This is a genomic window from Halomonas saccharevitans (genome assembly GCF_032333995.1).
GTDB classification, from domain to species: domain Bacteria; phylum Pseudomonadota; class Gammaproteobacteria; order Pseudomonadales; family Halomonadaceae; genus Halomonas; species Halomonas saccharevitans.
On the sequence record NZ_JAVXUR010000001.1, the window covers coordinates 675,863 to 692,851 of the forward strand.

Here is a 16,989-nt window from a genome sequence, read left to right on the forward strand (position 1 = left end):
AGGCTCGAGGGTCGCTCGAACCACCCCGAAAAATCCACCGTATTATAAAGACAAGCGCCAGGGATGACCACCTGCCCTTAGGTCGCAAGGCGCGCTGCAACGCACGGAGCGGCGGTGTTGCAGGCCGCGCGGCGCCTCATGTCCGCCGCCGCTGCCGTCAACGCAAAGCCCCCGCTGGATGCTTGATCCAGCGGGGGCTCATTCCAGCTCAGCACCTGCCGCCCGTCCCGAGTCAGCTTGGCGGCTCGGTGCTTGGATGCCTTGCGCTGCCCGAAGGGTATCAGGCCTGGGCGCGGGGCAGCTTGAGGAAGTGCACGTTGGAGACCTGCTGCAGGATGCGGATCACCTGGCAGCTGTAGCCGAACTCGTTGTCGTACCAGACATAGAGCACGGCATTCTTGCCGTTGGCGATGGTCGCCTTGGCATCGACGATGCCGGCGTGACGGTTGCCCACGAAGTCGGTGGAGACCACCTCCGGCGAGTCGACGAAGTCGATCTGCTTCTGGTAGGGCGAATCGAGCGACATGCGGCGCAGGAAGTTATTCAGCGTCTCGGCGTCAGTCTCCTTGTCCAGGCGCAGGTTGAGGATCGCCATGGAGACGTTGGGGGTCGGCACGCGGATGGCGTTGCCGGTCAACTTGCCGTCGAACTCGGGCAGCGCCTTGGCCACGGCCTTGGCGGCACCGGTCTCGGTGAGCACCATGTTGAGCGGGGCGCTGCGACCGCGACGATCGCCCTTGTGGTAGTTGTCGATCAGGTTCTGGTCGTTGGTGTAGGAGTGCACGGTCTCCACGTGGCCGTGCTCGACGCCAAACTCATCGTTGAGCACCTTGAGCACCGGCACGATGGCGTTGGTGGTGCAGGAAGCCGCGGAGATGATGCGATCCTCGTCGCTGATGTCCTGATGGTTGATACCGTAGACGATGTTCTTGACGTCGCCCTTGCCCGGGGCGGTCAACAGCGCCTTGGCCACGCCCTTGCACGCGAGGTGCTGGCCCAGGCCCTCGGCATCGCGCCAGATACCGGTGTTGTCGACCACCACGGCATTGTCGATACCGTGGGCGGTGTAGTCGACCTCGGCCGGCGAGTCAGCGTAGATCACCTTGATGGCGTTGCCGTTGGCGATCAGGGTCCGCGACTCGACGTCGACGCTGATGGTGCCATCGAACGGGCCGTGAACCGAGTCGCGACGCAGCAGGCTTGCCCGCTTCTCGAGATCCTTGGCGATGTCGCCGCGGCCGCGCACCACGATGGCGCGCAGGCGCAGCAGGTTACCGCCGCCGGCCTTCTCGACCAGCACCCGCGCGAGGATGCGGCCGATGCGGCCGAAGCCGTAGAGCACCACGTCCTTGGGCTCGCCGTTGCCGGCGTCCGGGTCGTGGGCGTCGACGATCTCGCCCAGCTGATCGCGCAGGAAGGCCTCGGCGTCGCCGCCGCCCTGGCGCTTGAAGGCCACGCCCAGCTTGCCCACGTCGACGTGAGCCGGCCCCAGGTTCAGGTCCATCATCGCCTTGACCAGCGGGAAGGTATCCTGCACAGAGAGTTCGGTGCCCTCGACCTTACGCACGAAGCGATGATCCTTGAGGATGCGGATCACGCTGCGGTTGAACAGCGAGCGCCCGAACATGGTCACGACCACGTTGTTGTGGCGATAGAGGCTGCCGATCATCGGGATCATCTGTTCGGCGATCGCCTGGTTGTCGTGCCATTCCTGGAAGACGGTATCGGGGGACTGCTGGCTCACGGCTGGCCTCTCCTGGGTGAGAATAGTGAGGTAGGGTCGGAGGTATTATCCGGGGGGACGCTCCCCGGGGCAATCGCAGGATGGTCGCAGCCGCTGTAGGGGTATTACACAAACGTTGGCTCGACTACAGCGCCAGGCCGGGGCTGGTATGATAAGGCCACTTGACATACGCCGCTCACGAACACGGTTGGGTAACCGAATCGCATGCCGAACTTCTCGCCGCTCGACCCGCCGCGCCCCCAGGGGCTGCGCGACATCCTCTACTGGCAGACCCCAGCGGGCAGCGCCACGGCGCTGGCCCTGGCGCACCTGGCCGAAGACGCGCCGCTGCTGGTGATCACCCCCGACACCGCCTCGGCCCAGCGCCTGGAGGGCAACCTGGGCTTCTATGGCCGAATGCCGGTGATGCCCTTCCCCGACTGGGAGACCCTGCCCTACGACAGCTTCTCGCCGCACCAGGATATCGTCTCCTCAAGGCTGCGCACCCTGCGCCGCCTGCAGGACGGCGAACACGGGATCGTGCTGGTGGCCATCAACACCCTGATGCAGCGCCTGCCCCCGGTGGACTACATCGCCGGGCGCGTCATGACGCTGGAGGCGGGCCAGACGCTGGATCGCGAAGGCTTTCGCAGCGCCCTTTCGCGCGCCGGCTACCGCGCCGTGGAGACGGTCTTCGAACCCGGCGAGTACGCCCTGCGCGGCGCGCTGATCGACCTGTTCCCCATGGGCGCCGAGTCGCCGCTGCGCATCGACCTGTTCGATGACGAGATCGACACCCTGCGCCACTTCGATCCCGACACCCAGCGCAGCGCCGACCGGGTGGAGCGCGTTGAGCTGCTGCCGGCCCACGAGTACTCGCTGTCGCGCTCGGCCATCGCCTGCTTCCGCGAGGGGTTCGAGACGCTGTTCGACGTCGACCCGCGCCAGTGCCCGCTCTACGTGGACGCCCTCAAAGGCATCCCCTCCCCCGGCCTCGAGCAGTACCTGCCGCTGTTCTTCGACGAGACGGCGACGCTGTTCGAACACCTGGCCGAGGGCACCCGCGTGGCCATGCTGCCCGATATCTTCGAGGCGGCCGAGCACCACTGGGCGGCCATCGAGAGTCGCTTCGAGAATCTCGGCGTCGACCCGACCCGCCCGCTGCTGCCACCCCATCGGGCATTCGTGCCCGTCGCTGAGGTCTTCGGTGGCATCAAGCGCCATCCCCGGGTGGCCCTGACCGAAGATCCTGAGCACCGGCACGCCGTGGCGCCCGCCAGCCAGGCGCCGCCGACGGTCACGGTCAACGCCCGCGCCAAGCAGCCGCTGGCCAATCTTTCGACCTTCCTCGACGACCACCCCGCCACTCGCGTGCTGTTCGTCGCCGAATCGCGGGGCCGCCGCGAGGCCCTGGAGGAGACCCTGGCACCGCTGGGGCTCACCCTGCCCCACGTCGACGACTTCGCCGGTTTCCTCGCGAGCGACGCGCGCCTGGCCATCACCGAGGGCGAGATCGATGCCGGCCTGTGGCTGACCGACCCCGACCTCGCGGTGATCAGCGAGACCGAACTCTTCGGCGAGGTGGTGCTTCAGAGTCGGCGCCGCGAGAAGGCCACCGACGACGGCGAGCTGGCGATCCGCCATCTTTCGGAACTGCGCCCCGGGGTGCCGGTCGTTCATCAGGCCCATGGCGTGGGCCGCTACAAGGGGCTCGAGACGATCGAGGCCGGCGGCCAGGCCGCCGAGTTCGTGACCCTGGAGTATGCAGAGGGCGCGCGCCTCTACGTGCCGGTGGACAGCCTGCACCTGATCTCGCGCTATGCCGGCGCCGACGACGAACTCGCCCCGCTGCACCGGCTGGGCTCCGACCAGTGGGAGAAGGCGCGCCGCCGCGCCGCCGAGAAGATTCGCGACACCGCCGCCGAACTGCTAGACATCTACGCCCGCCGCGAGGCGCGGGAGGGCTTCGCCTGCCCGCCGCCCGACGAGGAGTACGCCCGCTTCGCCGCCAGCTTCCCCTTCGAGGAGACCCCCGACCAGCGCGCCGCCATCCAGGCCGTGATCGGCGACTTGACCGCTCCGCGCCCCATGGACCGGGTGGTCTGCGGCGATGTCGGCTTCGGCAAGACCGAGGTCGCCATGCGCGCCGCCTTCCTGTCGGTCCACGCCGGCCGCCAGGTGGTGGTGCTGGTGCCCACCACCCTGCTCGCCCGTCAGCACTTCGAGAACTTCCGCGACCGCTTCGCCGATACCGCGGTGAATATCGAGCTGATCTCGCGCTTCACCGCCGGCAAGGGGCAGGCCGCCGTCCTGAAGCGCATCGAGGAGGGCCAGGCGGATATCGTCATCGGCACCCACAAGCTGCTCTCCAAGAGCACCAAGCTGCCCAAGATGGGCCTTTTGATCATCGACGAGGAGCACCGCTTCGGGGTGGCCCAGAAGGAGCGTCTCAAGAGCCTGCGCGCCGAGGTGGACATCCTGACCATGACCGCCACCCCGATCCCGCGGACGCTGAACATGGCCATGAGCGGCATCCGCGATCTCTCGATCATCGCCACCCCGCCGGCCCGGCGCCTGTCGGTGAAGACCTTCGTCCAGCAGCGCGACGAAGCGATGATCAAGGAAGCGATCCTGCGCGAGATCCTGCGCGGCGGCCAGGTCTACTTCCTGCACAACGAAGTCAAGACCATCGAGACCGCCGCCGAGAAGGTCCGCGAGCTGGTGCCCGAGGCCCGAGTCGGCGTCGCCCATGGCAAGCTGCCGGAACGCTCGCTCGAGCGGATCATGTCCGACTTCTACCACAAGCGCTTCAACGTGCTGGTCTGCTCGACCATCATCGAGACCGGCATCGACGTGCCCAGCGCCAACACCATCGTCATCGAGCGCGCGGACAAGTTCGGCCTGGCCCAGCTCCACCAGCTGCGAGGCCGGGTCGGACGCAGCCACCACCAGGCCTATGCCTACCTGCTCGCCCCGCCACCAAGGGTCATGAGCAAGGACGCTGCCAAGCGGCTGGAGGCCATCGCCGGTGCCGAGGACCTGGGGGCCGGCTTCACCCTGGCCAGCCACGATATGGAGATCCGCGGGGCCGGCGAGCTGCTCGGTGAGGAGCAGAGCGGACAGATGGAGGCCGTCGGCTACGGTCTCTACATGCAGATGCTCGACCGCGCGGTGACGGCGATCCGCGAGGGGCGCACCCCCAATATCGAGGCGCCGCTGGATCAGGGCGTCGAGGTCAGCCTCAACCTGCCGGCACTGATCCCCGACGACTACCTCCACGACGTGCAGCAGCGCCTGGTGATGTACAAGCGCATCGCCAGCGCCGCCGACGAGGCGGAACTCAAGGAGCTGCAGGTAGAGATGATCGACCGCTTCGGCCTGCTGCCGGCGCCGGTCAAGACCCTGCTGCGCCAGACGCGGCTGCGTCAGCGCGCCGAGCGCCTGGGCATCGCTCGCCTGGAGGCCGGTCCCGAGAAAGGCCGGGTGATCTTCTCCGGCCAGACCGCCGTCGATCCGCTGGTGCTGGTACAGCTGATCCAGCAGGCGCCCGACCGCTACCGCCTCGACGGCGCCGACACCCTGCGCTTCGAAGCGAGCATGGAGCAGGAAGACGCCCGCTTCACGGCGGTGGAAGAGCTCCTCGAGACCCTCAACCGCAAGGCCGAGGCGGCCTGATCAAGCACACCGCGGTGGATCGGCCAATGCCGATCCACTCGCCCCATCTGGCAGAAACCGGTCGTCGCGGGCGATACTATAGGGTCAAGGCGCCCAGGACGGGCCCATCGCCGCCCCCGACGACCGGTAACCACGAGACATGACTCGATGACGCACTTTCCCCCGCTCGGGCTCACTGCCCGATTTGCCACCGCACTGGGCCTCTTCGCCGCCCTGACCGCACCCCTGCAGGCCAGCACCGACGACTGGCCGCGCGGCCACTACCCCCTTCCCGAGGAGGGTGACCTCGTCGGCGAGGTGTACACCATCGTTACCGAAGAAGAAGACACCCTGATCGACATCGGTCACGAACACGGCATCGGCTACGAGGAGATGATCCGCGCCAACCCCGACATCAGCATCTGGGCGCCCTTCGAGGGCACCGAGGTGGTGATTCCGGGCCGCTTTATCCTCCCCGAAGGCCCCCGCGACGGCCTGGTGGTCAACGTGGCCGAGATGCGCCTCTACTACTATCCGCCCACCGAAGAGGGCGAAACGCCCCGCGTCGAGACCTACCCCATCGCCGTGGGCCGGATGGACTGGAAGACGCCGCTGGGCGAGACCCGGATCACCGAGAAGGTCAAGGATCCCGCCTGGTACCCGCCGAAGTCGATCATCCAGGAGCACGCCGCCGAGGGCCGCACGCTGCCAAGCGTGGTACCGCCAGGGCCGGACAATCCGATGGGCCGGTTCAAGATGCGCCTGGGCATTCCCGGCTATCTGATCCATGGCACCAATCGGCCTGAAGGCGTCGGCATGCGCGTCACCCACGGCTGCATTCGCATGCTCCCTGAGGACATCGAGACCCTCTTCCCGCGTCTGCCGGTCGGCACTCAGGTCAAGCTGATCAACGAGACCCTCAAGCTCGGCTGGTCCGACGGCGTCCTGCATGTTCAGGCCTACCCCTACCTCGATGAGGAGGACGGCACCTCCATCCAGCGCATCACCGAGGCGCTCTCCCAGGTCGATACGGCGACCAGTGGCCTGGAGTACCCGGTGGACTACGCCCGTCTGCGCGAGGTCGTGGAAGTGCCCCGTGGCATGCCTACCCCCCTGGAAGTCAACGAGCCGGAACCGGTGCCCGAGACGCTCTATGACCGCCTGGAGCTGATTGCCACCGAGCCCAGCCTGAACGACGAGGCGACACAAGAGAGCTGACCTCAGCGACCAGCAAGAACGTCCGGCAGGCGAGGTCCTGTCGGACGCCCACCGAAGAAGAGGCCTTGACCCACACGCCCCAGCGCCTCTCTGCGTCATCGCCCAAGGGTCGACCAGCCCCCCTGACAGCTCTTCCCCCTGACCTGCCGATCACTCTGCGAGCCGATGCGCTCGTGTCTCACGAAGGCGTATCTGGCCGATGGCCGCCCCACAACGACAAGGGCCTCGCCGTGATGGCGAGGCCCTTGCCTGATGGTTCCGCTACCGCCCTACCGGGCGGTGAAGAACGATCACTTGCGCATGGAACGCTCAAACATGCGGTTCATCTCTTCACGGTTCTGCTGAGACATCTGCAGAGCCGCCTGAGCGTCGCGCTGAGCCTGGTTGGCAGTGTTCTGCGCCTGGGTAGCGATGCTGCGAGCTTCTGCAGCGTCGGCCTGTGCAGACTCGGCGGTCATGCGAACTTCTTCCAGGGCGCCGGAGGACGCACAGCCGGCCAGCACGGCCAGAGAGGCAGCTGCGGCGGTCATCTTCAGGGTAGTCTTCAGAGTCATGGTGTTCTCCTTGAGTCTTCCTTGGTACTGCGTTGATGTTGCCTGAGAATCAGGCTTCCTGCAGATGCAGGACTTCGCACAGCAACATATGCTGCGAAGCACGGGGAGTCAAACGCTGTTCTAAAGTACGTCACGGAAATGCGTCACGGCGCTTATCCCTAGCTTAGAACGCCCCTTGCGCATGTAAAGCCTAGCGGATCACGACGCGTGTGCCAATGTCGATCAATGACGACAGGCGCTCGACCTGTGGGTCCGTCACCGCCACGCAGCCATCGGTCCAGTGGAAGCGCTGGTGGATCGCGGGATCTCCCTCGCCGAGGCCGTGAACCCCGATGAACCCGCCCAGGACCGTATCCTGGGGCGGATAACCGTGACGACGGTAGTAGGAAAAGTAGTCGTCGTAATCCTGCTGGCTATAGACGCCGGCATTCAATGCCATGCGGGCATGAGTCGGGGTGGGATAGTCCAGGCCAATGAAGATGTGAAACTTGCTCTGCCGGTTGAAGCGATTGACGCGGAACTCGCCCAGCGGCGTGGCCCGATCGCCTCGCTGACGCTGCGGCTTTGCCCCTCCTCGGCCCAGGGAGATCGGCTCGAAGCGCTCCAGGAGCCGATTCCCGTCGTAGACCTTGAGGCTCGCCTCGGCGTCTTCGACCAGCACCCAGCGCTCACCATCGTGGCGGGGCACGATGGCCCGGGCGAGTAGATCATCCATCAGGCTGGCGGACGCGGGGGTGCCGAGCAGCAGCAGCGGCGACCCCAGCGCCAGCAGGCCGAAGCGGCGGCGAGACAAGTGAGTCATCGGGAGCATCTCTGGGTCATTAGGGAAATGAAGAGCATCGATACATTCGGCGTTATACCGCATTGCAGCGGTGCTGTCAGGCGCGGCCCCGAGCAAGCTGTCGCAGAATGGCGCCAGCGGTGCCCGGCACGCATGCCCACACCGCCAGTGGCAGGGCCCAGAGAACCGGAGCCCTCTCACGCTTGGCCGTAGCCGAAAAGCGACAGAGCTCGTGATGTGGCAACCGCCATCAAGCGGCTCCACGAGGGCACAAGCGGCTTTTCAGTAGTCCTCGAGCCGCTGCATGTCGCGGGCCAGGCGTCGCACCTCGGCCTCATGGCCGCTGGCGAGCGCAGCGAAGAACTCACGCTCCGCCTCGATCGAGGCCTGCTCGATGCGGTGCGCATAGAGGTCCTGCAGGGTGCGATGCATGGTCAGGGCCGTGGCCAGTACATCCTGAACGCTGTCGCAGGCCATGCACTCGGTAAGGCGATCGAGGGTGGGCGCATGGGGAAAATCGGCGGGATCGTCGAACCAGGTCTCAAGGACCTTGCGATGGTCACCGCCCTCATCGAGATAGCGAGTCAGCTCGGTCTGCATCTTGCGCTCATGCTCGGCCAGATACTCCAGGGCCATGCGTACCCGATCGCTGACGTCGCCGGCAGCAAGCCGGTCATAACGCTCGGCCAGCCCCCGATGATAGTCGGCCGCCCAGGCGACCAGCTCCTTGACCCGATGAAAGCGCATGAGAGGCTCCTCCCGGTAATGCCCCGACGCGGGCGAATGGATCATGCTTCAAGCCTAGCCAAGCCGCCGGCATTACGCTTGATGCAGATCATCCGATATGCGCGCAGCGCCATCGGGGACAGGCGCTGCCATCTCGGAACGCCGGAACGCCGGAACGCCGGGTCGTCGAGCCGCGGGATCAGCCGTAGAGACCCTGGCTGCGCAGGTAGTCGTCGTAGCTGCCGCTGAAGTCGGTGATCCCGGTGCCGCTCATGTCGAGGATACGGGTCGCCAGCGATGAGACGAACTCACGGTCGTGGCTGACGAAAATCAGCGTGCCCGGATAGTTCTCGAGCGCCAGGTTGAGCGCCTCGATGGACTCCATGTCGAGGTGGTTGGTCGGCTCGTCCATCAGCAGCACGTTGGGCTTGGTCAGGGCCAGCTTGCCGAACAGCATGCGCCCCTGCTCGCCGCCGGAGATCACCTTGACCGACTTGGCTATGTCGTCGCTGGAGAACAGCATCCGTCCCAGGGCGCCGCGAACCTCCTGCTCCCCGCCGGTGGTCCACTGCGCCATCCACTCGAACAGATTGGCATCATTGGCGAAGTCGTCGGCGTGGTCCTGGGCGAAGACGCCGACCTCGGCGCTGTCGGTCCAGCGCACCGCGCCGGCATCGGGGTGCAGCTCACCCGCCAGGGTCCTGAGCAGGGTGGTCTTGCCGATGCCGTTGGGGCCGATGATAGCGATGCGCTCGCCGGCCTCCACGGTCATGGAGAGGCGCTCGAAGAGCGGCGCATCGGCGTCGAAGCCCTTGGTGATCGCCTCGACGTTGACGGCATTGCGGTGGATCTTCTTGCCCTGCTCGAAGCGAATGAAGGGGCTGACCCGGCTGGAAGGCTTGATGTCCTCGAGCTTGATCTTGTCGATCTGGCGCGCACGCGAGGTGGCCTGCTTGGCCTTGGAGGCGTTGGCCGAGAAGCGGCTGACGAAGGCCTGCAGCTCGGCGATCTGTGCCTTCTTCTTGGCGTTGTCGGCGTGCTGTCGCTCGCGGGCCGCCGTGGCGGCCGTCATGTAGTCGTCGTAGGTGCCGGGGAACAGCGTGATCTCGCCATAGTCCAGGTCGGCCATGTGCGTGCAGACGCTGTTCAGGAAGTGGCGGTCGTGGGAGATGATGATCATGGTGCTGTCCCGGGCGGTCAGCATGCCCTCCAGCCAGCGGATCGTATTGATGTCCAGGTGGTTGGTGGGCTCGTCGAGCAGCAGCACGTCGGGATCGGCGAACAGCGCCTGGGCCAGCAGCACGCGCAGCTTCCAGCCCGGGGCGATCTCGCTCATGGGGCCCGTGTGCTGGTGCAGGGGAATACCCAGGCCCAGCAGCAGCTCGCCGGCGCGGGACTCGGCGGTGTAGCCGTCGAGCTCGGCGAAGCGCACCTCCAGGTCGGCCACGGCCATGCCGTCGTCCTCGCTCATCTCCGGCAGCGAGTAGATGCGCTCGCGTTCGGCCGCGACCTGCCACAGCTCGTCGTTGCCCATGATCACGGTGTCGATGACCCGCTCGTCCTCGAAGGCGAACTGATCCTGGCGCAGCTTGCCGAGCCGGGCGCCGGATTCGACCATCACCTGACCTGAAGACGGTTCCAGATCTCCGCCGAGGATCTTCATGAAGGTGGACTTGCCGCAGCCGTTGGCGCCGATCAGGCCGTAGCGGTGGCCGTTACCGAACTTGATGGAGACATTCTCGAACAGCGGCCGGGCGCCGAACTGCATGGTGATATTGGCGGTGGAGATCAATGAAGGGTCCAGGTCTGTGCGTGAAGGGGGCGAGATTGTACCGGTTATCGCCGCCGCTCACATCCTGATCGCGCTCGTTTACAGCAGAAGCCCGCCCTCGATGGGCACGAAGCGACTCGCCGCGCGAATCAGCGAATCGGCACTTAGCCTCTCCACGCCAACCACCTCCACCGTCACGCCATGGCGCTCGCGCATCCGCTCGACCAGCAGGTCGAAGTCGCCGTCGCCGGAGACCAGCACGACCCGATCGACGCGCGGCGCGGCCTCCATGGCGTCCAGGGCGATGCCCACGTCCCAGTCACCCTTGGCGGAGCCGTCGCTGCGCTGGATATAGGGCTTGAGCTGCACCGCGAAGCCGATGCCGCGCAGGATGTCCTGGAACTGGCGCTGCTTGGGATCGCCGCGATCGATCGCGTAGGCGTTGGCCACCACCACCTCTCGATCGGCGGCGAAGCGACGCCAGAAGGCGTGGTAGTTGAAGTGCCGACCGAAGGCCTGGCGGGTGGTGTAGTAGACGTTCTGCACGTCGACCAGCAGCGCCACGCGCTCCTTAGAGGCTGGCGGCGCGGCTACCACTCTTCGCTGGTCTCGCGCAGCGCGGCGGTCTCGCGTTTGGCCTCGCGCACGCAGTCGCTGAGCTCCTCGTTCAGGGAGGCGGCACCACCCACGGCGATCAGCCCGGGGTTGCTGGGCCTGCGCCGAGCCACGCCGTCGCTGCCGTGCAGCGCCTCGAATCGAGCGAGCAGCCCGGAGAGCCAGCTATCGGGCCGAGCGGCCAGCTCCCGCAGGCGATGCAGCTCGGCGATGCCGGCCCCCTCGGGGCCGAGCAATTCGCGCCAGTCGTGGCGCTCGAGGTGCGCATGCTCGGTGACCTCGCGCAGCAGCGACTCCAGCGCCAGCTCGAGCAGAGCGAGGCCGCCCTCCTCCGCCGCCATGCGGCGCGCCTCGGCGTGCTCGTCATCGCCTGCGGGCATGTCGAGCAGCAGCTCGGCCTGGTAGAGCAACTGATTGGTGCGGGCTCGCGGGGTCACTTGCGCTTGTCCTCCACGTGCCATTTGCCGCCCTGGAAGGTGGCCTTCCAACCGGTGGCCTTGCCGTCATCGTCGGTCATCACGAACTGCTCCTTCGCCTTGCGCGAGAAGCGAATCTGCGCCGGGCGGCCGTCCGGATCCGCGTCGGGCGCCTCGAGCAGGTAGCGATACTTCTCGGGCAGCTCCTCGGCGTGAGCCTTGAGCTCGATGACCAGCGGCGGTCGGGTCTCGCGGTTCTTGGGGAACTTGCTGGCCGCCAGGAACAGCCCGCTGGCACCGTCGCGCAACACGTAGTGATCCTCGACCTTCTGGCAGGCGAGTTCCGGCATGGGAATGGGATCCATCTTGGGCGGCGCCACCTCGCCGCTTCTGAGCAGCTTGCGGGTGTTCTTGCACTCGCTATTGGTACAGCCGAAGTACTTGCCGAAGCGTCCGGTCTTGAGCTGCATCTCGCTGCCGCACTTGTCGCATTCGATGGTCGGCCCGTCATAGCCCTTGATGCGGAACTTTCCCTGCTCGATGTCGTAGCCGTCGCAGTCCGGGCTGTTGCCGCAAATGTGCAACTTGCGCGCCTCGTCGATCAGGTAGCTATCCATGGCGGTGCCGCACTTCGGGCAGCGGTGCTTGGCGCGCAGCGCGTCGGTCTCGGCGTCCTCGCCGGCATCGGCCGCCACCGCCTCGTCGCCCGGCAGCAGGTCGATGGTGGTCTTGCAGCGCTCCTTGGGCGGCAGATTATAGCCCGAGCAGCCAAGGAAGACCCCGGTAGAGGCGGTGCGGATCTGCATCTTGCGCCCGCAGCTCGGGCAGTCGATGTCGGTGGGCACCGGCTGGTTGGGGCGCATGCCCTCCTCGCTCTCGGCCACGGCGAGCTCCTTGTGGAACTCGGCATAGAAGGCATCGAGCAGCTCCTGCCAGTTGCGCTCGCCCTCGGCCACCTCGTCGAGGCTGTCCTCCATGCGGGCGGTGAAGGAGTAATCCATCAGGTCGGGGAACGACTCCTTGAGCCGCTCGGTGACGATATCGCCGAGCTTCTCGGCATAGAAGCGCCGGTTCTCCAGCTTGACGTAACCGCGGTCCTGGATGGTGGAGATGATCGCGGCATAGGTTGAGGGCCGGCCGATGCCCTTCTTCTCCAGCTCCTTGACCAGGCTGGCCTCGGTATAGCGGGCCGGCGGCTTGGTGAAGTGCTGCTGGGGGTCGAGATGCTCGAGGGTCATGGGCGTTCCCTCGGCGAGGTCCGGCAGGGACTGGTCCTCGTCCTTGCGACCCATCGGCTTCATCACCCGGGTGTAGCCGTCGAACTTCAGCACCCGGCCCTTGGCGCGCAGCTCGAAACCCTCGACCTCCACGGTCAGGGTGCTGGAGAGGTACTCGGCGGGCGTCATCTGACAGGCCACGAACTGACGCCAGATCAGCTCATAGAGCCGCTCGGCGTCGCGCTCCATGCCGGCGAGATCGGTGGCCCGACGGGTAACCTCGGAAGGCCGGATCGCCTCGTGAGCCTCCTGGGCGCCCTCCTTGCTGGAGTAGCGGTTGGGCGCCTCGGGCAGATAGCGCGCGCCGAACTCCTCATTGATGAACTCGCGCACGCCCTCTACCGCGTCCCGAGAGAGGTTGGTGGAGTCGGTCCGCATGTAGGTGATGTAGCCAGCCTCGTAGAGGCGCTGAGCCAGGGTCATGGTCTTCTTGACCGAGAAGCCCAGCCGGCCGCTAGCGGCCTGCTGCAGCGTCGAGGTGATGAAGGGCGCGTTGGGCTTGGACCGGGTGGGCTTGTCTTCGCGGGCGGTGATCGCAAGGCTCGCCTTGCGCAGCGCCGCGATACGCTCGAGGGTCTCGGCCTCAGAGGTGGGCCGGAAGGCCTTGCCGTCCTGGCGCACGAGCTCGAAGCGCACCGGCGTCGCGTCGTCGCCGTCGACGCGAGGGACCAGGTCGGCGTGAACGTCCCAGAACTCCTCGGGAATGAAGGCGTGGATCTCGCGTTCGCGCTCGGCGATCAGCCTCGTCGCGACCGACTGCACCCGCCCGGCGGAGAGGCCGCGGGCGATCTTGGCCCACAGCAGCGGCGAGAGCATGAAGCCCACCACCCGATCGAGGAAGCGACGCGCCTGTTGGGCCTCGACGCGCGGGATGTTCAGCTCACCGGGATCCTGGAAGGCCTCCTGGATGGCGTTCTTGGTGATCTCATTGAACACCACGCGCCGATAGCGGGTTTCGTCGCCGCCGATGGTCTCGCGCAGGTGCCAGGCGATGGCCTCCCCCTCGCGGTCCAGGTCGGTGGCGAGATAGACCGCATCGGCCTTCTCGGCGAGCTTCTGAAGCTCGGCCACCACCTTCTCCTTGCCCGGCAGGATCTCGTAGTGCGCCTTCCAGCCGTGTTCGGGGTCGAGGCCCATGCGCCGGATCAGCTGGTCGTGGGCCTTGCGCTTGCGATGCTCCGCCTTCTCCTCCGGCGACATCTTGCGGGTTGCCGCCGCCTGCCGAGCGCGCTCCTTGGGGTCCGACGCCGTCTTGCCCGAGCCGCTGGTCGGCAGGTCACGGATGTGCCCCACGCTCGACTTTACGATGTAGTCGTTGCCGAGATACTTGTTGATCGTCTTCGCCTTGGCCGGCGACTCGACGATGACCAGTGACTTGCCCATAGTGCTCCACTGTGCTGATGGCGCCAGCGTGACGGCTCGCGCCAGACGGTATCGACCCGTCCTCTGCGACGGGTGAAAAATGCGCTTACCCTACCCCAGCGATCGGCTTCACGCCAGTCGCCCCCGGCGGGCGGCTCCTTGAACCTAGACCGCCGAGTCACGAGACGACAAGCCCGGAACGTCCGGGTGCCAACGACAACGCCCCCGCCGAGGGGCGGGGGCGTGCGTTTCACGTCACTGGCACGCAGGGCTTAGCCAGCGACGCCGTTCGCGTCTCGGCGGTCGCTCCTGCCGAGCACTTCTAGCCGATCACTTCTTGCCAGAGTTGCGTGACGTGCGGCGACGCGGCGCCGAGCGACTCGTCGGCTTGCGCTTGACGCCGACGTTGGCGTTGGCCGGGTCAGCGACCTGAGCGGCCGACTCCGCTGCATCGACGTCCTGTGCATCAACGCCTCGTGATTCGACCTCCTTTGCTCCGACGGCCTGCGCCTCGACGTCCTGTGCCTCGGCTGGCTTTCTCTCGGCACTGTGCGCCTCGGCCGCTGCGCTAGCCGCGGCGACGGGCATCGTCTCCATCAGACGCTCCACCTCGCGGCGGGCGAGCTCACCGGCCGCGGCCTCACGGGCAATGCTGGCCTCGGCGTCGCGCCGAGCCGCCTGCTCTTCCTCGGGGGCGTGGTCGATGGCCTGATGAAACAGCGCCTTGATGCGCTCGAACCGCTCTGCCGCATGCTCGCTGAGCTCGCCGCTGGCGGCCAGCACGTGCTCGATATGCGCGAGATGGGCGTCGATCTGCTGGGCCGTCTGCCCCTTGAGCAGGGTCGGAATCGCCTCCAGTGCCGCCTCATGATCCTGCTGGAGCGTAAAAAACTGCTCGCGCACCAGGTGCTTGAAGTCGGCCAGCTCAGAGCCGGGCTCGAGCTCGGCCCGCGAGGCGCGCAGCCGCTTGAAGTTGCGCTCGTCGGTGGCCGGAGCCCCCCCCAGCACATGGATCACCGAGCGCATGACAGCCTCGTGGCTGCCGCCTTCGGTGATTGCGCGATGGACTTCCTCGCGGCGGCGCTCGATGAAGCGGCGATGCTCCGGCTCGGCGCCCGGGCGACGGCGGTGCACGTGGGCGTCACCGCCCAGCCCCACCATGGCCTGCAGGATCGGCTGGCCGTAAACATCCAGGAAGAAGCGTTCGCTGGCGCTGTCGCGCAGGTCGCGCCAGGCATTCAGGCTGCGCGTGACCTGGTCGGAGACGATGCCCTCCACGGCCCGGAAGACATTGTCCTCGTGCACCGGGTGGCGATCGGCACGCACCTGATCGGCGAGCACCGGCACGGCATTCATCAGCGGGTTGCGATCGGAGAGCAGGCGATAGCCCAGGCGGTTGGGATGCATGCGCCGCATCCACTTGGCCGACTCCGGCGTGGCCACCGCCTGCACCCAGGGCTGCACGAAGAGCCGATAGAAGCCCAGATTGATCTCGGAGACGCGCGCCACGGTGGCGAAGCGAGTGTCGTCCTCGGGGCGGTGCTGGACCTCACGATCGAGCTCATCGATGGTGCGCGGCGTGAACTCGAGCAGGTAGTCGCGCTCGATCAGCTCGGCATCCTCACGCTCGGCGGCGGACGAGACCGTGGTCTCGTAGAGGCCGGGCGGCAGCACATCGATATAGTCCATGTTGGCGGTGAACTCGGTATGCTCCTTGCGGGACACGCTGCCGGACACGAAGATGCCCAGGTGCCCGGTGGTGTCATGCACGCAGTAGACGATGGTCTGCTCGTTGGCGATCACGTCATCGACCCCTTCGTAGAGGTCGCGCACCCAGCCGAGTGCCTGGGGCGGCGGCGTGATGTCGTCGCCGCGCGAGCAGAACACCACCACCGGCGAGCGCACGTTGCGCAGGTCGATGCGCCGCCCGTCAGAGGTTACCAGCTGGGCGGTGGAGAGGCGGTTGCCGACGAAGAGGTTATCGACGATGTACTGGATCTCGTCGCCGCCGAGCACCACGTGGCCGCCCCACCAGCGCTCGAACTCGAGGTAGCGTTCGGCCTCGGTGTCGACGTGGGCGTAGAGCCGGTACTGCTTGCTCCACCAGGTATTGGCCGGATTGAGGCGCTCGAAGTTCTGCACCAGCCAGGCGCCGTCGAAGAGCCCGGCTCCCAGGTCGCTGAACAGCGACGTCATCCAGCTGCCCCCGCTCAGGCCGCCGGTGTAGCGCATCGGAGCACCGCCCCGCTCGCCGCCCCAGTAGGAGAGCGGCGAGCCGGCGATCAGCAGCGGACCGAACAGCTCGGGCTCCAGGGCCGCGGCCATCATGATCTGCCAGCCGGCCTGGCAGTTGCCGACCACCATGGGCTTCTCGGAGGTATCGGGATGGCGCGAGATGATGTGACGCAGGAACTCGACCTCGGCCTCGACCACGTCCTCGACGGTCTGCCCCGGCACGGGGTAGGGCAGAAAGCCGATGAAATAGCAGGGGTGCCCGGCGCGCAGGGCGACGCCGATCTCGCTGTCAGGCTTGAAGCCGCCGATGCCCGGACCGTGGCCTGCGCGGGGGTCTACCACGACGAAGGGTCGCATCTGCAGATCGGTCTCCACGCCCTCGGGCGGCTGGATGCGCAGCAGCTCGTAGTTGACCGGACGAGCCAGCTCGCGACCGTCCATCAGCACCTCGGCGTCGAAGCCCAGCACGTTGGGCTTGGTCTTCTCGATGTGCTCGAGGTACTGGTTGCCCCGCTGGCGCATGACGTCCATGAAGAGCACGCTGCGCTCCATCGTGTCGCGCCAATAGTCGCAGGCCGCGCGTCCGAAACCGAACGGATCCATGAAGGGCAGCGCGTCGGCTGCCGGAGTCGGTATCAGGGGGTTCATTATCAGCTC

11 protein-coding genes are annotated in these 16,989 nt (G+C 66.7%); 2 read left to right on the top strand and 9 right to left on the bottom strand.

The features are described from left to right. Window positions 1–280 precede the first annotated feature (280 nt). Window positions 281–1,744: a glyceraldehyde-3-phosphate dehydrogenase gene (locus RSO68_RS03160; protein ID WP_089849804.1), complete on the bottom strand. Its 1,464-nt coding sequence runs from the start codon at window positions 1,742–1,744 to the stop codon at window positions 281–283. A gap of 204 nt (window positions 1,745–1,948) precedes the next feature. On the opposite strand from RSO68_RS03160, the gene mfd reads away from it, so the two are divergent. Both mfd and RSO68_RS03170 read left to right on the top strand, forming a co-directional pair. Then, complete coding sequence (gene mfd, locus RSO68_RS03165; protein WP_315585408.1) at window positions 1,949–5,398, top strand: transcription-repair coupling factor; 3,450 nt, start codon at window positions 1,949–1,951, stop codon at window positions 5,396–5,398. Window positions 5,399–5,545: 147 nt separating this feature from the next. Next, entirely contained in the window at window positions 5,546–6,595 is a 1,050-nt protein-coding gene (locus tag RSO68_RS03170) for a L,D-transpeptidase family protein (protein ID WP_089849799.1), read from the top strand. 290 nt (window positions 6,596–6,885) lie between these two features. Here RSO68_RS03170 and RSO68_RS03175 read toward each other — a convergent pair whose 3' ends face one another. From RSO68_RS03175 to RSO68_RS03210, 8 genes are all read right to left on the bottom strand, one after another. Next, entirely contained in the window at window positions 6,886–7,149 is a 264-nt protein-coding gene (locus RSO68_RS03175) for an Lpp/OprI family alanine-zipper lipoprotein (RefSeq protein WP_089849795.1), read from the bottom strand. Window positions 7,150–7,339: 190 nt separating this feature from the next. Further along, window positions 7,340–7,951, bottom strand: a complete 612-nt coding sequence (locus tag RSO68_RS03180; protein WP_089849842.1) for a L,D-transpeptidase family protein — start codon at window positions 7,949–7,951, stop codon at window positions 7,340–7,342. Between the two features lie 261 nt (window positions 7,952–8,212). After that, entirely contained in the window at window positions 8,213–8,677 is a 465-nt protein-coding gene (locus RSO68_RS03185) for a hypothetical protein (protein WP_089849793.1), read from the bottom strand. A gap of 178 nt (window positions 8,678–8,855) precedes the next feature. Then, a complete protein-coding gene (locus RSO68_RS03190; RefSeq protein WP_315585409.1) occupies window positions 8,856–10,448 on the bottom strand; it encodes an ABC-F family ATPase in 1,593 nt (530 codons plus the stop codon). Window positions 10,449–10,526: 78 nt separating this feature from the next. Continuing rightward, window positions 10,527–10,991 (bottom strand): LabA-like NYN domain-containing protein, encoded by a 465-nt coding sequence (locus tag RSO68_RS03195; protein ID WP_315585410.1) that lies wholly within the window; start codon window positions 10,989–10,991, stop codon window positions 10,527–10,529. A gap of 26 nt (window positions 10,992–11,017) precedes the next feature. Beyond that, on the bottom strand, window positions 11,018–11,479 hold the full coding sequence (locus RSO68_RS03200) for a DUF6586 family protein (RefSeq protein ID WP_089849785.1): 462 nt from the start codon (window positions 11,477–11,479) through the stop codon (window positions 11,018–11,020). Continuing rightward, window positions 11,476–14,118: a type I DNA topoisomerase gene (topA, locus tag RSO68_RS03205; RefSeq protein ID WP_315585411.1), complete on the bottom strand. Its 2,643-nt coding sequence runs from the start codon at window positions 14,116–14,118 to the stop codon at window positions 11,476–11,478. The genes RSO68_RS03200 and topA overlap by 4 nt, the downstream gene beginning before the upstream one ends. Before the next feature lie 309 nt (window positions 14,119–14,427). After that, on the bottom strand, window positions 14,428–16,980 hold the full coding sequence (locus RSO68_RS03210) for a DUF3141 domain-containing protein (RefSeq protein ID WP_315585412.1): 2,553 nt from the start codon (window positions 16,978–16,980) through the stop codon (window positions 14,428–14,430). Between the last annotated feature and the right edge of the window lie 9 nt (window positions 16,981–16,989).

Excerpts from the sequence above, each read along its gene's own strand:
- mfd (WP_315585408.1), top strand. The coding sequence starts at position 1,949 with ATGCCGAACTTCTCGCCGCTCGACCCGCCGCGCCCCCAGGGGCTGCGC.
- RSO68_RS03170 (WP_089849799.1), top strand. The coding sequence starts at position 5,546 with ATGACGCACTTTCCCCCGCTCGGGCTCACTGCCCGATTTGCCACCGCA.
- RSO68_RS03175 (WP_089849795.1), bottom strand. The coding sequence starts at position 7,149 with ATGACTCTGAAGACTACCCTGAAGATGACCGCCGCAGCTGCCTCTCTG.
- RSO68_RS03180 (WP_089849842.1), bottom strand. The coding sequence starts at position 7,951 with ATGACTCACTTGTCTCGCCGCCGCTTCGGCCTGCTGGCGCTGGGGTCG.
- RSO68_RS03185 (WP_089849793.1), bottom strand. The coding sequence starts at position 8,677 with ATGCGCTTTCATCGGGTCAAGGAGCTGGTCGCCTGGGCGGCCGACTAT.
- topA (WP_315585411.1), bottom strand. The coding sequence starts at position 14,118 with ATGGGCAAGTCACTGGTCATCGTCGAGTCGCCGGCCAAGGCGAAGACG.
- RSO68_RS03210 (WP_315585412.1), bottom strand. The coding sequence starts at position 16,980 with ATGAACCCCCTGATACCGACTCCGGCAGCCGACGCGCTGCCCTTCATG.